Source organism: Frankia sp. R43 (genome assembly GCF_001306465.1).
Classification (GTDB): Bacteria; Actinomycetota; Actinomycetes; order Frankiales; family Frankiaceae; genus Parafrankia; species Parafrankia irregularis.
This window is the reverse complement of the sequence record NZ_LFCW01000011.1, coordinates 99,197-116,558: the sequence shown is the minus strand read 5'-3', so window position 1 is coordinate 116,558 and position 17,362 is coordinate 99,197. Positions and strand designations below refer to the sequence as shown.

At 70.8% G+C, this 17,362-nt stretch carries 13 protein-coding genes; 1 reads left to right on the top strand and 12 read right to left on the bottom strand.

The window, feature by feature from the left end:
- Positions 1-23: 23 nt before the first annotated feature.
- Complete coding sequence (locus ACG83_RS36290) at positions 24-2,357, bottom strand: LuxR C-terminal-related transcriptional regulator (protein WP_054570774.1); 2,334 nt, start codon at positions 2,355-2,357, stop codon at positions 24-26.
- Positions 2,358-2,601: 244 nt separating this feature from the next.
- On the opposite strand from ACG83_RS36290, the gene ACG83_RS36285 reads away from it, so the two are divergent.
- Positions 2,602-3,699: a lipocalin family protein gene (locus ACG83_RS36285; RefSeq protein ID WP_054570773.1), complete on the top strand. Its 1,098-nt coding sequence runs from the start codon at positions 2,602-2,604 to the stop codon at positions 3,697-3,699.
- A 119-nt stretch (positions 3,700-3,818) separates the two neighbouring features.
- Here ACG83_RS36285 and ACG83_RS36280 read toward each other — a convergent pair whose 3' ends face one another.
- The 11 genes from ACG83_RS36280 to ACG83_RS36230 form a co-directional block, all read right to left on the bottom strand.
- The gene (locus ACG83_RS36280) at positions 3,819-4,883 is read right to left on the bottom strand and encodes a phosphotransferase (protein WP_054570984.1); all 1,065 of its coding nucleotides are present in this window, start codon (positions 4,881-4,883) and stop codon (positions 3,819-3,821) included.
- A 129-nt stretch (positions 4,884-5,012) separates the two neighbouring features.
- Positions 5,013-6,209 (bottom strand): hypothetical protein, encoded by a 1,197-nt coding sequence (locus ACG83_RS36275; protein WP_054570772.1) that lies wholly within the window; start codon positions 6,207-6,209, stop codon positions 5,013-5,015.
- Between the two features lie 384 nt (positions 6,210-6,593).
- Positions 6,594-8,555: a CocE/NonD family hydrolase gene (locus ACG83_RS36270; protein ID WP_054570771.1), complete on the bottom strand. Its 1,962-nt coding sequence runs from the start codon at positions 8,553-8,555 to the stop codon at positions 6,594-6,596.
- A gap of 452 nt (positions 8,556-9,007) precedes the next feature.
- The gene (locus ACG83_RS36265; RefSeq protein WP_054570770.1) at positions 9,008-10,702 is read right to left on the bottom strand and encodes an AMP-binding protein; all 1,695 of its coding nucleotides are present in this window, start codon (positions 10,700-10,702) and stop codon (positions 9,008-9,010) included.
- A gap of 323 nt (positions 10,703-11,025) precedes the next feature.
- Positions 11,026-11,754, bottom strand: coding sequence for a TetR/AcrR family transcriptional regulator (locus ACG83_RS36260; protein WP_054570769.1), 729 nt, complete (start codon positions 11,752-11,754; stop codon positions 11,026-11,028).
- Between the two features lie 20 nt (positions 11,755-11,774).
- Positions 11,775-12,209: a nitroreductase family deazaflavin-dependent oxidoreductase gene (locus ACG83_RS36255; RefSeq protein ID WP_054570768.1), complete on the bottom strand. Its 435-nt coding sequence runs from the start codon at positions 12,207-12,209 to the stop codon at positions 11,775-11,777.
- Between the two features lie 76 nt (positions 12,210-12,285).
- Positions 12,286-13,527, bottom strand: a complete 1,242-nt coding sequence (locus ACG83_RS36250) for a cytochrome P450 (protein WP_054570767.1) — start codon at positions 13,525-13,527, stop codon at positions 12,286-12,288.
- Between the two features lie 7 nt (positions 13,528-13,534).
- The gene (locus ACG83_RS36245) at positions 13,535-14,326 is read right to left on the bottom strand and encodes an SDR family NAD(P)-dependent oxidoreductase (protein ID WP_054570766.1); all 792 of its coding nucleotides are present in this window, start codon (positions 14,324-14,326) and stop codon (positions 13,535-13,537) included.
- The gene (locus tag ACG83_RS36240) at positions 14,323-14,565 is read right to left on the bottom strand and encodes a ferredoxin (protein ID WP_235498407.1); all 243 of its coding nucleotides are present in this window, start codon (positions 14,563-14,565) and stop codon (positions 14,323-14,325) included. Before ACG83_RS36240 ends, ACG83_RS36245 begins: the two co-directional genes overlap by 4 nt.
- Before the next feature lie 2 nt (positions 14,566-14,567).
- Positions 14,568-15,785 carry an amidohydrolase family protein gene (locus tag ACG83_RS36235; RefSeq protein WP_054570765.1) on the bottom strand — a complete coding sequence of 406 codons (1,218 nt, stop codon included), beginning with the start codon at positions 15,783-15,785 and terminating at the stop codon, positions 14,568-14,570.
- Positions 15,786-15,860: 75 nt separating this feature from the next.
- Complete coding sequence (locus tag ACG83_RS36230; protein ID WP_054570764.1) at positions 15,861-17,330, bottom strand: aldehyde dehydrogenase family protein; 1,470 nt, start codon at positions 17,328-17,330, stop codon at positions 15,861-15,863.
- Positions 17,331-17,362: the final 32 nt, after the last annotated feature.

Here is a 17,362-nt window from a genome sequence, read left to right as displayed (position 1 = left end):
CTCGCCTACAGGGGGCCGCCCCCTCACGGGCGGTGGTCGGCGAGCCAGGCGGCGACCCGGGCGCGGGTGGGGAGGCCGAGCTTGTTGAGGATCTGCTGGACGTGCGCCTCGGCGGTGCGGGGCGAGACCTTCAGGGTGTCCGCGATCTCCCGGTTGCTCAGGCCGCGGGCCAGCAGGTCGGCCACCTGGCGTTCCCGTGCTGTCAGCGGGGCGGTCACGGTCGGGGCACTGCCGCTGGTGACTGCTGGCACCGCGACGATGGGACTCCGCCCGCTGACGGCGTGGGCACAGGCCTCCTCCAGCTCCAGCACAGCGCCGCGGGCCCAGGCCGTTTCGAACGCCCGGCGGCCCAGCGCCTGCCGGGCGGTGGCTTCGGCCCGCTGGCGGCAGCGGAACAGCCCGGGCAGGGCGGTGGTCGACGTGCCCATCCGCTTCCACAGACTGTCCGCGGCGCCGAACAGCAGGGCGGCGGTGGCGTGCTCGTCGAGGCTGCTCTCGAACCAGGCCGCGGCCTCCAGCAGCAGGACGATGCCCAGCCTGTCGAGGCTGCCGTGCCCGTCGGCGAGCGTTGCTCGGGCGATCTCGCGGGCGCGCCGGGCGTCACCGGCCTTCCAGGTGGCGATCGAGTAGGCCCAGTCGGCGTACGAACGCAGCCGAGGTTCGTCCAGCGCGGCCGCGATGGTGGTCCATTCGCGGTGGTAGTCCTCCGCGTCGCCGGAGTCGGCACCGAACGCGACCGCGAGCATGAGCAGGGACAGCGTCTCCTGCAGATGGTCGAGCTCGCCGTCCCGGCGGAACTGCGCCAACGCGGGTTTCAGCGCCTCGATCGCCCCGGGCCGGCCGGCGTAGAGCGCGCCGAGCCCGTCGAGCTGGGTGATGAGCGCCTGGCCGCCGCCTTTGCCCTCGCGGGCGGACAGCCGCGCGGCGTCCAGCCGGAGCCGTTCGGCGGAGGTGATGTCACCGCGCATGGCGGCCAGCCAGCCCGCGGTGTGCAGGGCCTGCAGACGGCCCGGCCCCTCGCCCTCGGTCTGGTCGACGAACGTGGTCAGCCAGCGCTGGCCCTCGGCGAACCGGCCGTCGGCCACCCAGTAGCGGTGCAGCGAGGTGGCCAGCTCCAACCCGGCGTCGCCGTCACCCGCGGCGGCGCAGTAGCCGAGGGCCCGGTCGAGGTTCGCGTGGTCCCGACGTAATCGGCTCAGCCACCGCGACCACCCGGCGCCGGCACCTTCGTCCCTGGCCTGGCTCACGACGGCGGAGAACCAGTCCCGGTGCCGGCGCCGCAACGCCTCCGTCTCACCCTGCTCCGTGAGTCTGTCCTGCCCGTACTCCCGGTACATCTCCGGCAGCCGGAGGCGGCCGCGTTCCGGTCCCGGTTCGAACGTCAGGACGGATTTGTCGACCAGGGTGAAGACCAGTTCCAGCGGAGGTTCGCCGAGCCCGCCGGCTGCGACGACACCTGCGGCCGCGTCGAGGTCGAAGCCGCCGGCGAACACCGACAGGCGAGCCCACAACTGCCGCTCCGGCCCGGTGCACAGGTCGTAGCTCCAGCCGGCGCAGGCCTGCGGGGAGCTCTGCCGGACCGTGGTGACGCCCCGGCCGTCCTGGCGCAGGATCCTGGTACCGGTACCGGTACCGGTGGTACCGGTGGCGAGATGGGCGAGGATCTCCGCCGGCGACAGCGCCCGGGTTCGCATCGCGGCGAGCTCGATGGGCAGGGGCATGCCCTCCAGCCGGCGGCAGATCTCCCAGACCGCGGCCCGGTTGCCGTCGGTGAGCTCGAAATCGGACCGGACCGACTGGGCCCGCTCCAGGAACAGCATCATCGCGTCCCGCTCGGCGGCGCGGCCGGGCGCATGCTCCTGCGCGACGTCGAACGGTTTCACCAGGTAGGTGGCCTCGCCCGGGATCCGCAGGGACTCCCGGCTGGTCACGGCGAGACGCAGGTCGGGGCACCGGCCCATCAGCTCGTCAGCCAGGTGGGCGCAGGCCGCCACGAGATGTTCGCAGTTGTCCAGGACCAGCAGCAGCTGCCTGGACGCGAGGTGCTCGCTCAGCGCCTCCATGTCGGACGCACCGTCACGCGGCCGGCAGTCGAGCGCCGCCGCTACCGTGGGAACCAGCAGGTCGGGGTCGTGGAGCTCGCCGAGCTCCACGACATGGACACCGCCCGGGTACGTCCGCTGGGCCTTCGCCGCCGCGCGCAGGGCCAGCCGCGACTTGCCCACTCCGCCGGGGCCGGTGACCGTTACCAGCCGGTGCCGCCCGAGCAGGCGCCGAAGCTCCGTGAGCTCCGACCCCCGGCCCACGAAACTGGTGCGTTCCCCGGGCAGTGCGGGATTCAGCGGCCGTAGGGGCATGGGTCATCCTCGGGCCCGCCGGCAGAGGCGTCAACTCACCGCGAGCGAACTACCAATCAGCCGTACGGAGTCGTCCGTAGTTTCACGGAGGACTTCCGGCATCGCCCTCGGCATCCTGATCCCCACGCTCCGCACCGACGGGGAAAGAGCGACATCCGCCGGCGGGCGGGACCGCACGCAGCCTCGCCAGGGGCGACACGACCTCTCGCTCCCCCTTTTCCAGCACCCTCCAGGGAGGCAGTAAATGAAACTCGCCAAATTATCGCCCGGGCGGCGTCAGCGCAGGCGATTAGGGCTTGTCCTCGGCGCCCTGTGCACTCCGCTCCTGCTCGTGCTGAACAGCCAGAGCGCGACCGCCGCGATGCCCGCGGTCGTGCTGCCGGCGGACGAGGCGGCGCACCCGGACTCCTCCATGGAATGGTGGTACTTCACCGGGCACCTGCAGGGCATCGACATCTTCGGCAAGTATCACGAGTACGGGTTCGAGCACACGGTCATCCGGTCGGACGCACGGGGAACCGAGCCGGTGAGCGCTGACTACAACGGCCAGTTCGCCATCACCGACCTCACCCGCAAGACGTTCAAGCAGGACATCACCACCGTGGTGACCCAGGCCGACGTCGTGCCGGCCGGTGGCGGCTACAACTACACCGTCGGCCTGCTGCACGCGGATGGCAAGAACGGCGTCAACCACGTGAGCGGCAAGTTCGCCGACAACAGCTACGCCATCGACCTCACGCTGAGCCAGTCGACGCCCAGTGCCCAGCACGGAACCGGTGGCGTGATCCCCTACGGCCCGTGGGGCGAGTCGGCCTACTACTCCCAGACGAACCTGAAGGCCTCGGGGACGGTCACCGACCACGGCATACCGGTGTTCATCACCGGCATCGGCTGGCAGGACCACCAGTGGGGTGACTTCAACAACGGCATCGGCAACTGGGACTGGTTCAGCATCCAGCTGACGAACAACACCCAGTACATGCTGTACTTCATCAAGGACATGTACGGCCAGCTCGTCCAGGTCGTCGGAACAAAGGTCAACGCCAACGGCTCGACCACGAACCTCGCGCCGACGGCGATCAGCGAGACCCCGCAGGGCAGCTGGACCAGCCCCGACACCGGGGCCGTCTACCCGGCGAAGTGGACGGTCAACGTTCCCGGCGGCACGCTGACGGTCACCCCCCGGCTCGCCGGCCAGGAACTGTTCATCCCGGGTATTCCGCAGTCGTCCTACTGGGAGGGCGCGTCGACGGTCACCGGCACCATCAACGGCCAGTCCGTCAGCGGCAAGTCGTACGTGGAGCTCACACCGGTCCACATCATGCCGACCCCGTTCGCCTGACAGCCCCGTATCCACAACGGACCGCTGACGAACTGGACTGAACTGGGCTGAACCGAGCTGCCGGGGCGGGACGGAGAACGACGTCCCGCCCCGGCACCTGTCCGTCAGAGCTGGTCCCGTCAGAGCAGGTCAAGGGTGCCCAGCTCGCGGATCGCGGCGGCGCAGTTCGTCGCCATCGACAGGAACATCTGGTCCGAGCTCTCGGTCGGCGTCCCCGGCGCGTACACGCAGCCGATCATCGCCGTCATCGGTCCGTGCAGGGTGCCGAGGCGGTAGTCCTCGAAGCAGGCGCCGAGCGGGTAGTCCGTGACGCCGTGCTGCAGGAGCCGCTCGTGGTAGGCGGCCACCAGCGACGTCTCCTGTCGACGGCGCTGCGGGGCAGGGAGCGCCGTCGACAGGAAGTACGCGAGGTCGCGGCCGGGAAAGCCGGCCTCAAGGGTCTGCCAGTCGACGGTCACCACCTGACCGTCGGCCGTGAACAGGAGGTTGTCGAGGCGGTAGTCGCCGTGGATGAGCGACGTGCGGTGCCGGATCTGCCGGCCCCACCGCGCGATCTGGTCGGCGGTTCGGAGCAGGACGTCGGCGTCCGCCACCGAGAGGTCGGCACGGAAACGGGCGACGAAGGTGTCGGCCGCGCTGACGAGCACCTCCCGCATGGAGCGCAGCGCCGTCTCACTCGTCCGCCGCAGCCAGGTCGCCTGTTCGGTGAGGGTGTCGTCGTTCCAGAACGGCGCGTGCAGGCCGGCGAGGTTGCGCACGGCGGCGGTCGCCTGGTCGGTCGTGCACCCCTGGACCTGTCGTCCCGGGCTCGCGGGGTGGGCGTCCTCGAGGACCAGGGTGAAGCTGAGCCCGTCGTCGGCCAGACCCGCGTACCAGCAGCGCGGCACCCGGATCCGGGCCGACGGGGCGAACACGCGGTAGAAGCCGGTCTCCTGCCGATAGGCCGTGGCGATCAGCGACCGGGTCCTGAGGTCACCGGCGGCCATCTTGATGACGACGGTGCTCGGGGTGCTCCCGTCCTGCCCGGGGCGGGCCTGCAGGTGGAAGCGGTAACTGGCGCCGAGCTGGCCGGTACCGATGGCCTCGTGACTGACAGCGACGATCTCGGCCTCGGTGCCGCCGGCACGCAGCGCCGCCGTCAACCACTGCGGGGTCACCGCGGCCGGATCGTCGACGACCGGCACCCGGTCGCCGGCGTTCCACCCATGATTCGGCTCGTCGTGACTCGGTTCGTGATCCGGTTCGTGATTCGGTTCGTGATTCGGTTCGTGATTCGGTTCGTGATTCGGTTCGTGATTCGTCGGCATGGTGGCTCAGGCCTCCGGGCGCGCCGGGGCGCCGTCGAACAGCTTCCGGAAGCCGCTGGGTGCGTGCGGACCGATGACTAGCTGTTCCAGCACGCCCAGCCCGGTCCGGTCGCCCCACCTGGCCCGCATCACCTGCTGCACGTGGATGCAGTCGGGAGCGAGGGTGTCCAGCTCGGATTCCTTGTGCGTCTCCGCGCCGACGACCAGCTCACCGTGCCACCGGCCGTGCCCCCAGACCGGATGCAGGTAGCCGACTCCCTTCATGCGGAAGGTGCGCAGCGGTTCCAGCTCCACCGACTCACCCGGCCCGAGCAGCAGGGTGGCTCCTTCGGAACGGCGCAGGCCCGCGGCCCACCGCACGTCATGGCGCACCCCGCGCAGCCGTCGGATGCCGAGGTCCGCCTCCGGCCCGAAGACCGGATCGCCGGCACCGAGCACGGGCAGCACCGCCGCCGTCTCCGTCCAGGGCCGGCCGTTCTCGTCCTCCATCACCGTGTAGTGCAGGCACTCATCCGCAAAGTTGAGCGGGGCCCAGAGGAAGAACGTCTGGGGCTTCATGCGCCGCGGCGCGGCGGGAATGGGATCGCCCAGGCCCCGGACGCCCCACGAGCGGTCCTTCGTCCCGACGACGCCGACGACACCGTCCCCACCGGCACAGTCCCCGCCGATGCCGTCACCGTCTCCGCCGTCCCCGGCGGCGTCTGAGCCCGTCGCGGTCAGCTGGATGGACTGCCCGCCGACAGTGAGCTGCCCACTCCAGCTCACCATCTGGGTTGCGCGCGTGACGTCCATCAGCGGGTAGGTCCCGTCGTTACGGGTGGCCCTCGGCTCCTCGTAGGCGGCCGTGCGGGCGGTGGCGGTGAGGTCGGCGACCAGCCCGTGCTCCGGCGCGTCGACCCGGATGCGGCTGACCCGCATCGGCTCCACGATGTCCACGGCGATCGGGCCGACGCTGGTCCGGGTCCGGTCGAGCGGGACCCGCCCCGAGGCGAACACGGACCGCTGAACACCATCGCGGACGACGCTGAAAGCCGCGTCGATGATCCCGCGGTTCGGGTAGAGCCCGAGTGCGACCGCGAAGAACATGTGCTCGTCGTAGCCGTTGAACCAGAAGCGGTCGTAGTGATCGGGATGCCCGCCACCGGCGTGCGCGACCGGGAGGGCGGTCTGGTGCACGGGGTAGTCGTCGAACGGCGTGAGCATGCGGGCAGATCCCTTCGGGAGGGGCGGCCCTTCGGGAGGGCGGCGCGGGCATGGTGTCGCGCCTGCTGGCAGGCAGCCCTCGTCTGGGCTGTGCAGGGCCAGCCACACGATGCACCGCAGCGCCGCCCCAAGTCCTCCGTGAAACTACGGAGCGCCCCTCCCACGGATTGGTAGCAGTACGAGCGGTGGACGAGGCCGTCACCGAGGATCGCGCGACAGCGGATGACGACGTCGGACAGCGGATGACGACATCGGATACCGGTGCCGGTCGTGTCGCGGGCGACGAGACCCTGACAAGCCCGGTTCCCATCGGAGACGCTGGCCTCCGATGGGAACCGGATGGTCTGCCCGCGTGCGCGGGTCACGAAGGGACTGGCTGGCTGGTCACCAGCCCAGCGGCAGGACGGTCCAGTTACTGGTGGGGGTCAGGCCGCTGGGGGCGGTGGGCAGCTTCCGGTAGGAGAGCAGCGGCAGGTTCACCACCGACCGATGCTCGGCGGTCCGCTGGATCTGGTAGCCGCCACCGGTGAGGCTGGCCTGCTGCGCGGCGGTGTAGGCGCAGGGCTGCGGCATGCCGAGGAAGCCACCGCAGTCGTCGGAGCTGGCCTGGGTGCTCAGGACGAGCCGGAGAGAGTGCCCTGGCGCGACGCTCCACAGAGCCGGGTTGATCTTGATGTCGTACCGACCCACCTCCCCGGGCCGCACCGTCGTGTCCTCGGTGTACGGATGGACCGGAAGCGTCAGGTCGCCGTCGCTGTCCCGCCAGGAGGAGTCCTCGTCCAGTGCGCTCATGCTGCCCACCAGCGATCCGGAGGTGATCGTGGTGGCGGCACCGCCTGGTGCGACGTCCTCCAGGGTGGCGATCAGGCCGATGTTCGCGTTGGTCGAGCTGGCGTGGATGCTGGCGCTGACGGGACCGGCCAGGGTGGTGCCGGCGGCGAAGGCGGGGGTCGTGTAGGTCAGCGTGTTGCCTGCCTGGTCCGGCTGGCCCCAGGAGACGGTGTCCGTCCCGCCCGATCCGGACGGCCTCGGACTGAACCCGGACCGCTCGTCGAGGTAGTAGGGGCTGTAGTCGGCGACGAGCGGGTAGCTGGTGGCGTTGACCCACCGGTCGCTGCCCTTCTCGTAGAGGTGCAGGGGCGTCCGGGTGGCTGCCATGCCGGTGTTCTGGCCTCGCAGCCAGGTGTCGTACCACTCGAGCTCGATGCTCTTGTCCAGCCCGCTGCCGTGGCCCCAGTTCCCGACGAGGAGCTGGTAACGGCCCGTGGTCGGCTGGCCGGGCTGCATCGATGCATCGGCCGGGCGGCCTTGCGCGGCGTTCTGCAGGGCGGTCCAGAACTCCAGGGCGCCGGTGCTCTCCGAGGCCTGCCAGCCGGTCCACAGCAGCGCCGGGATGCCGTTGCGGACGATCTGCTCAGCCATGTCGGCGGAGGTGGTGCGCTCCTGCCAGAAGGTCCCGTTGTAGGCACGCGGGCCGCTGGCGCTGATCTCGTCGACGAGGGCCTCGCCGAAGGCCGTGTTCTCGGGCAGGTGCTTGGAGCCGCTTATCCCGCCCAACGCGGAGTTGGCGAAGAGCGGGACCGTGGCGGAGGGCACCCCGCCGGCGAAGTAGATGTCGTAGCCGTTCGAGGCGCAGGCGGGAATGATCGCCTTCACCGGTGAGTTCGGGCCCACCGCAGCGGCGGTGAACAGCTGGTTGATACCCAGCTGGGAGCAGCCGTACAGGCCGATCGTTCCGTTCGAGCCGTCCAGGTCGTGGGCGGCCCAGTCGACCACCGCCACGCCGTCCTGGGCGATTCGCGGGCCGAAGAGCGGGTTGACCAAAGGGCCGTCGTCCGGCCCCTGAGAGTTGGTCGTGCCCCGCACGTCCGCCGAGACGAAGATGTAGCCCCGGCTCACGAAGAAGCTGTCCGGCTCCCCACCGAAGATGTAGGGATTCTGCTGAACGAGTACCGGGAACCGGCCCGGCAGGCGCTTTCCGGTCAGCGGGTTCGCCGGGTACCCGATGTCGGCGGTGAGGACGACACCGTCGTCCATCCGCAGCGGGACGTCGGAGACCACGGTCATTCCGTACTGGGCCGGCCCGGGCTGCCAGCGGCCACCAGGCCATGAGGTGGCCGCCTGTGCCGGTGCGGCGGCGACCAGGCCGACGAGTGTCGCCGCCGCGAACGTCACACCGGCGGCGAGAACGGCCAGCAGCGCACGTCGGTGCCGGCCCAGCTGGTGGTGCGGCCGAAGGTGGCGGTGGCGGTGGCAATGGCGCGCGGGCGGGTTCCGCCGCGTGGGCTTCGCCGAACAGACCTCGTCCGCGACCGGTAAAAAGCGTCTTCCGCTGGCATGGAACATGGTCTCCCCTTCTGCTTTTCGCCTGCCTTCAGCAAGGCGGATAGATGCACTGTGGGAGAAGCCGCCGCCGGCCGCCAACGGCCGACAGGACGAATGTCGAAAGAAGGCGCGCGGCGATTTTCCATCTCGCCTGGCGGCGGTTAAGCCGTCGCTACTCAACAGCACAGCCGGGCGGGTCAAGGGATTCCCGAAGCCCGCCCGGGAAAGCGCTTCGTCTCAGGAGGCTCCGGGGTGACGATGGCTACTCCCCGGTAATCCGTGAATGACTGTGAACAGAATCGGCCGTCCGCGGACGGAACCCGTGACCACAGAGTTCACCTGAGACAGATCAAACAACCCATCCGACCTCGATACAAGTCATCGGAAATGTCCAATCGACCTGGAGATAGCACCATCGGCCGTGACCACATCGCCATCGCGTTCGGGATCCCGCCGCATTCCTGAAACTGTTCCTAGCCGCCGGCGGCGACCAGGCGAGCGGAGATCCGCCTGCGCAGCTCCGCCTTGATGATCTTTGCGGTCGAGGTGCGGGGGAAGTCGTCGACGGTGTCGAGATACTCCGGCAGCTTCTGGCGGCCCAGCCCAGCGCCGAGGAGCAGCGCGCGGACTGCGTCGAGGTCGGGAGCGGGCGCCGCTGGCGTCATCCGCAGGACGGCACCGACCTTCTCCCCGAAGCGCGCGTCCGGAACCGAGATCACCGCGGCCTCGGCGAGGCCGGGGACAACCTGCAGGAGCAGTTCCTCGACCTCGGCGGCGCTGATGTTCTCGCCACCCCGGATGATGATGTCCTTCTTCCGGTCGGTGATGGTGAGACAGCCGGCGTCGTCGAGGACTCCGACGTCCTCGGTGCGGTACCAGCCTTCGGCGTCGAACGCGCGGGCGGTGATCTCGGGGTCGGTGTAGCCGACGCAGCAGTCCGGCCCGCGTGACCAGATCTCCCCGGGCGTGCCGGGCGGGACGGGCTGGCCGTCGTCGTCGAGCAGCCGGATCTCGACACCGGGCATCGGCCGGCCGTCGGTACGCAGCCGCGACCAGGCGTCGTGCTCGTGCTTCGAACCGGTGATGGACGGGTGCTCGGTCGCGCCGTAGCTGCGCAGCACGGAGATGCCCGCCGCCGTCGCCCGCTCCGCGACGGCCACCGGCACCGCGGAACCGCCCAGGCCGACGTACCGCATGAGGCTGAGGTGCTCGGGGGTCAGGTCGGGGTGGTCCAGCAGGCTGGTGAGGAAGAAGGTGGACCCGGACCCGGCCGACAGCCCCCAGGTGAGCATCGTGGACAGCACCCGGGCGGGATCCCAGACGTCGATCAGATGCACCGGCATGTCGTTCACAGCCGGCACGAGCAGCGCGCCGAGCATGCCCATGAAATGGCCGACGGGGGCGCCGACGAGGGACGGTAGTCCGCCGCCGGCGTTCATGTCGTCGAGCTGCACGATCTCGGCGCCGAGCGTGTTGTGGGAGTGCACGACCCCCTTCGGGTCCGAGGTCGTGCCCGAGGTGTAGGCGACGACCGCGGGCCCGTCCGGATCGGTGTCGACCGGGCCGGGCAGGGTGGGCCCCGTTTCGAGCCCCTCGAAGGGGATGGCACCCGCCGGCAACGCCCGACCGCCGGCACCGTCACCAGCACCGCCGCCCTCACCGCCCTGGCTGCTGCTGCCGACCACGGCGACCACCCGCAGCGATGGTGCGGCGTCGACCACGGCCGGGAGATCCGCCAGATAGTCCCGCCGGCCGAAGCGCGCGGCGGTGACGAACGCGACCACCTCGGTCCGGCGCAGGATGTACGACACCTCCTTGACGCCGTAGAAGTGCACGATCGGCACGACGACGGCGCCCAGGAACGAGGTGGCGTAGAAGGCGACGGCGGCCTCCGCCCAGTTGGGAAGCTGGAAGGCGACCGCGTCGCCCGGGCGGACTCCGCGCTGCGCCAACCCGCCGGCGACCGCCAGGGCTCGCTCCCTCAGCTCGCCGAAGGTCCCCTCCCAGGGCCGCTCCAGCGAATGGACGTGGAACCGCTGCTCGGGGTGGTTCCGCAGCGCCCTGTCGATCTTCACGCCGAGGGTGGTGTCGTCCCACAGGCCGGCTCGCCGCCATTCGGTGGTGACCTCGCTCGGCACGGGTCGGGTGGGCCACCGGTGCGCAGACATCTGATCTCCTCGGGTAACGGCGGCGCCGGGTGAGACGGCGCGGCGAAGCCTCGTCGGGGTGGACCGCGCCGCGAGGGTGCGCTGCGGTGTCCAGGAGGTGTGCTCGGCCGTGTCCAGCCGTGTCCAGCCGTGTCCAGCCGTGTCCAGCCGTGTCCAGCCGTGTCCGGCCGTGTCCGGCCGTGGTCGGGCGGCCCGGCGGCCGCGGGCGCAGGTGTGGACAAGGTGGTGCGAGCGTGGACCGGGCGGCCGGCGTTCGGCCGCCGGCGTTCGGCCGACAGCTGCACAGCCGACAGCTGCACGGCCGACAGCTGCACGGCCGACAGCTACGGGGTGGTGTTCTGCTGTTCCTCGGCCGGATGGCCACCGGTTTCCAGGCCGGCCGAGGCCCCCGGTGCGACGGTGAGGGCGGTCAGCCGGGGGTTGTCCGCCCGGCTGATCCCGCCCAGGCAGAACTCCCAGAGATAGTCACCGATGTCCTGCGGCGACCAGCGCCCATGGGCGAACGCATAGTGGTGGAACACGGACATGACGACCCGGGCGACCATCTCCGCGTCCCGGCCCACATCGCTCGGCGGCAGCAGGCCGGCGTCCTGGGCCGCCCGCAGCTCCCGTTCGATCAGGTCGGTGAAGGGCTGGTCGGCGTCCGCTATCTCCTTCGGGAAGCGCTCGCGCAGCCGCCAGTGCTCGGAGGTGACGAACCGGGACCAGCCGATGTCCTCGAACAGGCCGTCCACCGTGGTCGTCAGGTAGTAACGCAGCCGCGACAGCGGATCGGGAATGGCCCGCGCGGCCTCCTCGAACCGCAGGGCGCTCTCCGCCACGACGTCCTCGATGACGGCGAGAAGCAGCTGGTCCTTTCCCGTGAAGTGCCGGTAGAACGTCTGCATCGCGACGCCGGCCTCCTTCACGAGCTCCTGGGTCGTGAAGGAGGATCCCTTGACGGCGATCAGGCGGCGCGCGGCGTCCACGATGCCCCGCGTCTGCTGGATGCTGCGGGAGCGGGAGCGATGCACCACCGGCGACCGGTCGGCGGCACGTTCAGCCCAGCCCATGGGAGGAACAGTACCCGCGCTCAGACCGGTGACAGGACCACCACCGGAATGGGCCGCTCGGTACGCGCCTGATAGGCGTCGTAGTTCGGCCACACCTTCGTCACGATCTCCCACAGCCGTGGTTTCTCCGCGTCGGAGGCCGTCGCCGCGCGGACCGTGAAGCGCTCCGCCCGCACCTGGATCTCCGCCGCCGGGTTCGCGAGCAGGTTCCGGTACCACTGGGGATGCTCCGGCGCTCCGCCCATGGAGGCCACGACCAGGTAGTCGTCCCCGTCCCGGGCGAAGATCAGCGCATTGGTGCGCGGCTGGCCGCTGCTCCGCCCGGTGGTGGTGAGCAGCAGGGTGTGCACTCCGTTCCACTCGTAGCCGACCTCGCCGCCGGTCTCCCGGTAGCGCCGGACGTGCTCGGCGCCGACAAGAGCGAGGTCGGGCGCCTGGTAGCCCGGTGAACTCATGGTGTCGCCTCTCGGGTAGGGAATAGGTGAGTTCCGGCGGATCAGCCGAACCGCGGTCGTCAGCCGAACAGCACTGTCAGCCGAACAGCACGGGGATCTCGGTGGCGCCGCGCTCGTACATCCCGATCAGCCGCGGCGGCGCCGCGTCCGGGTCGAGCCGCAGGTTCGGCAGCCGGTCCAGCAGGGCGCTGATGCCGACCGCCATCTCGGCGCGGGCGACATGCATGCCCAGGCAGATGTGCGGGCCGCCGCCGAAGCCGAGGGAGCGCTTCATCGGCCGGTGCAGGTCGAACTCGTCGGGGCGATCCCACCGGGCCGGGTCCCGGTTCGCCGCTCCGATGCACAGGTGCAGCACCGACCCCTTGGGCAGATGCACACCGTGGAAGTCGACGTCCTCGGTGACCCACCGGGAGAACATCGGGTCGGTGGGCGTCCAGCGCACGGCTTCCTCGATCGCCGGCCGCAGCAGCGAGCGATCCTCCCGGACGGCGGCCAGGACCTCGGGGCGGGTCAGCAGGGCGGTCAGCGTGATGCCCATCTGCTTCCAGGTCGTCCCGGAACCCGCGAGCAGCAGCAGGACGGCGAACGTGTAGATCTCGGCGTCGGTCAGCTGGTGCCGGACGCCGTCGGAGTCGCTGACCTCCGCCTCGACGAGGATGCTGATCAGGTCGTCCTGCGGCTGTTCGCGCCGGGCGGCGACGATCGGCGCGAGGTGCTGGATCACCTTCGCCGGCTGCTGCAGCGCCTCGCGGATGTCCAGCGCCTCCTCGACCGGGACGCCGAAGCTGCTGGTGATCGTCAGCACCGGGATGGCCGCGCAGAAGTCGACGTTGAGCTCGGCCCGGCCGTCGTCGACGAAGCTGTCGATCAGCAGCTGCACCGTCTCCTCGATGTACCGGCTGATCCACCACTTGGCCTTCGCCGGCACGAACGACGGCTGGACGAGGGCGCGGTAGCGGCGGTGCCGGTTCCCGCCCATCGTCAGCAGGCTGGCGCCGACCCCGACGTCGCCCTCCAGGCCGAGGCTCGTCGACGAGGAGAACAGCTCCTCGTTGCGATAGGCCTCGTCGCAGACGGCGAAGCTGAACGTCGAGAAGTGCGGGCGGTCCGGCTCCGGCAGACCGTGGAAGCTGGCCTGGCCCTGGTAGCCGGTCAGCTCGTGGACGGTGCCCTGGTGCACCGGCGCCTGCTCGCGCAGCCGCCGCCACGCCGGGTACGGGTCGTCGGTGAAGTCGCCGCCGGCGATCGCGTTGTAGCTGCTGCGCAGGTCGAACAGCCGGCGGACCCGGTCGCGGTCGAGAAGGTGGGTCGTTGTCATCGGTCCGTCACCTGGCCACGTATCCGCCGTCGATGGGCAGCAGCACACCGGTGATGTTGGCGGCGCGGTCCGAGGCGAGGAAGACCGCGGCCTCGGCACAGTCCTCGGCGGTGATCGGGCGGCCGAGCGGGTGCGAGGCGCCGACCTGCCGGGACGTCGCCTCCAGCAGCTCCGGGCTGGACGGCAGGCCACCGGCGGCCATGAAGTTCGTCGCCGGCATACCCGCCGGGCAGATGGCGTTGGCGCGGATGCCGTCCGGTGCGCCTTCGATGGCGACGGCGCGGGTCAGCTGGTGCACCCCGGCCTTGGTCGCGCCGTAGACGGAGCCACCCCAGGAGACGAGGCCGGCGACCGAGCCGGTGTTGACGATGACCCCGCCGTCGCCCTGCTCGCGGAACCTCAGCACGGCCTGCCGGGAGCCGAGGAACACCCCGCGCAGGTTGACCGAAACCAGTCGGTCGAAGTCGGCGACCGTGTGGTCGGTGAACCCGGCGCCGAGCCGTGGCGTCGGGATCCCCGCGTTGTTGAACATGATGTCGAGCCGGCCGAAGCTTTCCACGGCGGCCGCGACCGCCGCCGCCACGTCGTCCTCCTGGGAGACGTCGCAGGCCACGGCCACGGCGGTGCCGCCAGCGGCCTCGATCAGCCCGACCGTCTCCTTCGCCGAGCCGAGGTCGATGTCGGCGCACACGACCCGGGCGCCCTCCTCGGCGAAGCGCAGCGCGGACGCCCGCCCGACACCTGAGCCGGCGCCGGTGACGATCGCGCTCCTGCCATCGAGCAGTGCGGTGGAGCTCATGCTTGTTCCCTCTCTAACGGGGAGTCGTCAGCCGGGGCCGGGGCCAGCGCCAGTGCGCCGGTGGGGCAGGCGTCCACCGCGTTCTCCACGGTCTCGGGAGAGTCGCCGATCGGCTCGACGAGTACGACCTTGGCCGTGTCGTCGTGCTCGAAGGTCGCGGGCGCGTACATCACGCACATCCCGCTGCCGATGCACCGCCCCCGGTCGATCGCGACCGTGACCGCGCCGGTCTGGGCCACTGTCAGACCCCCGCGAGCACGGGCGGCGCGGCGGGGGTGAAGCGGTAGAGCCGCTCGGCGTTGCCGCGCAGCAGCTTGTACTGGGTCTGGGCCGGCAGGTGGCTGATGATGCCCTTCACTGTCTGGATGCAGTTGGGCCAGGTGGAGTCGGAGTGCGGGTAGTCCGTCTCGCACATGATGTTGTCCTCGCCGATCTCGGCGATGCTGGCGATGCCGTGGTGGTCTTCGATGAAGCAGCCGAAGACGTGGTCCCGGAACGTCGCCCGCACGTCGAAGGTGTCCAGGTCGACGCTGGTCGCGGCACCGTGGTCCCCGAACGTCGCGCCCCGCTGGACCCAGTAGCGCTGCTTGTCGACGACCTGCGCGGCCCGCTCCAGGTAGTAGGGCATCCAGCCGACCTCGCCCTCCGAGAGCGCGATCTTCAGGTTCGGGTAGCGCTGGAACAGGCCGGAGAACAGCCAGGACAGCATGGTTCCCGAGGTACGCATGGCACCCCAGGTCAGGTTCGCCATGAACGGGGTGTTCGACGCGATCTTCGGCACCTGCGACGACGAGCCGACATGCATCGACACGACCATCTCCAGGTCGTTGGCCGCGGCCATCACCGGCTCCCAGTACCCGGACGGGTCATGGATGGTCGGCAGGCCGAGCGGCTCCGGGTTCTCGGAGAACGCGAACGACGTCGCGCCCTTCGCGGCGCAGCGCTCCAGCTCCTTCACGGCCAGGGCCGGGTCCCACAGCGGGATGAGGACGAGCGGGATGTACCGGCCGGGGGCGGCGCCGCACCATTCCTCGAGCATCCAGTCGTTGTAGGCCTTCAGGCAGACCAGCCCGAAGTCCCGGTCGGAGGCCTCGTAGAACAGCTGCCCGCAGAACCGGGGCAGCGTCGGGAAGCACAGCGACGCGAGGACGCCGGCCTGGTCCATGTCCTTGATCCGCTCGGCGGCGTCGTAGCAGCCCGGGCGCATCTCGCTGTAGGCGAGGGGCTCCGGTGAGAACTCCTCCTTCGACTTGCCGGCCACCGCGGACAGGCCCGAGCTGGGGAACTTCTTGCCGTCGTAGACCCAGAAGTCCATTCCCTTCTCGTCGACCTCCATGTGCGGAGCACGGTCGCGGTCCTTGGCGGGGACGCGCTCCACCCACAGGTGCGGCGGTTCGAGAACGTGGTCGTCGACCGAGATCAGCCAGTCGAGGTTCAGGCCGTTCGGGTCAGAGGTCATGTCTCCTCCTCTTGCTCTTGGTCAGGTCCGAGGCGAGGCGGGACGGGCAGGCCCGCGTGCCGTCCGGGTGCGCCGCTAGCGCAGCTCGCCGACGGCGATGTGCTTGACCTCCTGGAAGGCCCGGATGCCGTCCGGTCCCCGTTCGCGGCCCAGGCCGCTCTGCTTGTAGCCGCCGCTCGGGGCGTACGCGCTGAACATTCCGGCGTTGACGTTCACCGCGCCGGTGCGCAGCCGGCGCGCGACCGAGGTCGCCGCCGCGAGGTCGGCGCCGTAGACCTGGCCGGCCAGCCCGTAGGGGCTGTCGTTGGCGATGCGCACCGCGTCGTCGAGGTCGCGGTAGCCGAGCACGCTCACCACCGGGCCGAAGATCTCCTCCTGCGCGGCCGGGTTGCTGTTGTCCGGCAGGTCGAGGACGGTCGGCTCGACGTAGTAGCCGCGGTCCAGCCCGGCCGGGCGGCCGCCGCCGAGGGCGACCTTGCCGCCGTGCTGCTCGGCCGCCGCGATGATCCGGGCGCAGCGCTCGCGGGCGGCGGCGTTGATGAGCGGGCCCATCGTGGCCTTCTGGTCGGACGGCGGGCCGACGGTCAGCGCGGAGTAGGCCTGCGCGACGATCTGGACCACCTCGTCCTTGCGATCGGCGGGCACCAGGATGCGGGTGGCCGCGACGCACGCCTGCCCGGCGGTCATCGCCACCACCGCCGCCGCGCCGGCAGCGACCTTCTCCACCGCGTCCGGCAGGTAGATCTGCGCCGACTTGCCGCCGAGCTCGAGGGCGACCCGCTTCACCGTGGGCGCGGCCTGGGCGAGGATGCTCCGGCCGACCGCGGTGGAGCCGGTGAAGGACACCATGTCCACCGCCGGGTGGCTGGTGAGCAGCTCGGCGCCGGCCGAGCCCTCCTCGATCACGACGCTGAGCACGCCGGGCGGCAGGCCGACCGCGTCCGCCGCCGCGCCGAAGACCAGCGACGAGATCGGCGTGAGCGGGCTCGGGCGCAGCACGACCGAGTTGCCGGCCATCAGCGCCGGGATCAGCTTCTGGAACGCCATGATGATCGCCCCGTTGTAGGGGGTGATCGCCGAGACGACCCCGACCGGCTCGTGGCGGCGCACGCTCGCCTTGAGCCCGCCGCGCACCAGTTCGTCGAGCGGGACGGGGCTGGCCTGCTCATGCGGCATCGACAGGTACAGATCGATGGTGTTGCGGGCGAGCATGAGCCCGGCCGCGTACTGCGCGAACTCGGCGAACAGCACCGGCTGGCCGGCCTCGGCCACCATGCTGGCGACCAGCGGCGCGTGCAGTGTCTCGATGTGGTCGAGCAGGGCGCGCAGCACCCGCGCCCGCTCGGCCACCGGGGTCTCGGCCCAGGTGCCCTGGTCGAAACTGTCCCGCGCGGCGAGGATGGCCCGCTCCACATCGGCCGGCGACGCCGCCGCCACGCTCGTCACGACCGACTCGTCGGCCGGGTTCTCGACGTCGAACAACTCGTCGCCGTCGACCCAGCGTCCGGCGATGTACGAGCGGCGTTCGGCGAGGATCTCCGTCACGGTGCTCGCTCCTTCCTGTCTCGGGCCCTGTC

Coding starts and splice junctions, on each gene's coding strand:
- ACG83_RS36290 (WP_054570774.1), bottom strand. CDS start 2,357: ATGCCCCTACGGCCGCTGAATCCCGCACTGCCCGGGGAACGCACCAGT.
- ACG83_RS36285 (WP_054570773.1), top strand. CDS start 2,602: ATGAAACTCGCCAAATTATCGCCCGGGCGGCGTCAGCGCAGGCGATTA.
- ACG83_RS36275 (WP_054570772.1), bottom strand. CDS start 6,209: ATGCTCACGCCGTTCGACGACTACCCCGTGCACCAGACCGCCCTCCCG.
- ACG83_RS36270 (WP_054570771.1), bottom strand. CDS start 8,555: ATGTTCCATGCCAGCGGAAGACGCTTTTTACCGGTCGCGGACGAGGTC.
- ACG83_RS36265 (WP_054570770.1), bottom strand. CDS start 10,702: ATGTCTGCGCACCGGTGGCCCACCCGACCCGTGCCGAGCGAGGTCACC.
- ACG83_RS36260 (WP_054570769.1), bottom strand. CDS start 11,754: ATGGGCTGGGCTGAACGTGCCGCCGACCGGTCGCCGGTGGTGCATCGC.
- ACG83_RS36255 (WP_054570768.1), bottom strand. CDS start 12,209: ATGAGTTCACCGGGCTACCAGGCGCCCGACCTCGCTCTTGTCGGCGCC.
- ACG83_RS36250 (WP_054570767.1), bottom strand. CDS start 13,527: ATGACAACGACCCACCTTCTCGACCGCGACCGGGTCCGCCGGCTGTTC.
- ACG83_RS36245 (WP_054570766.1), bottom strand. CDS start 14,326: ATGAGCTCCACCGCACTGCTCGATGGCAGGAGCGCGATCGTCACCGGC.
- ACG83_RS36235 (WP_054570765.1), bottom strand. CDS start 15,785: ATGACCTCTGACCCGAACGGCCTGAACCTCGACTGGCTGATCTCGGTC.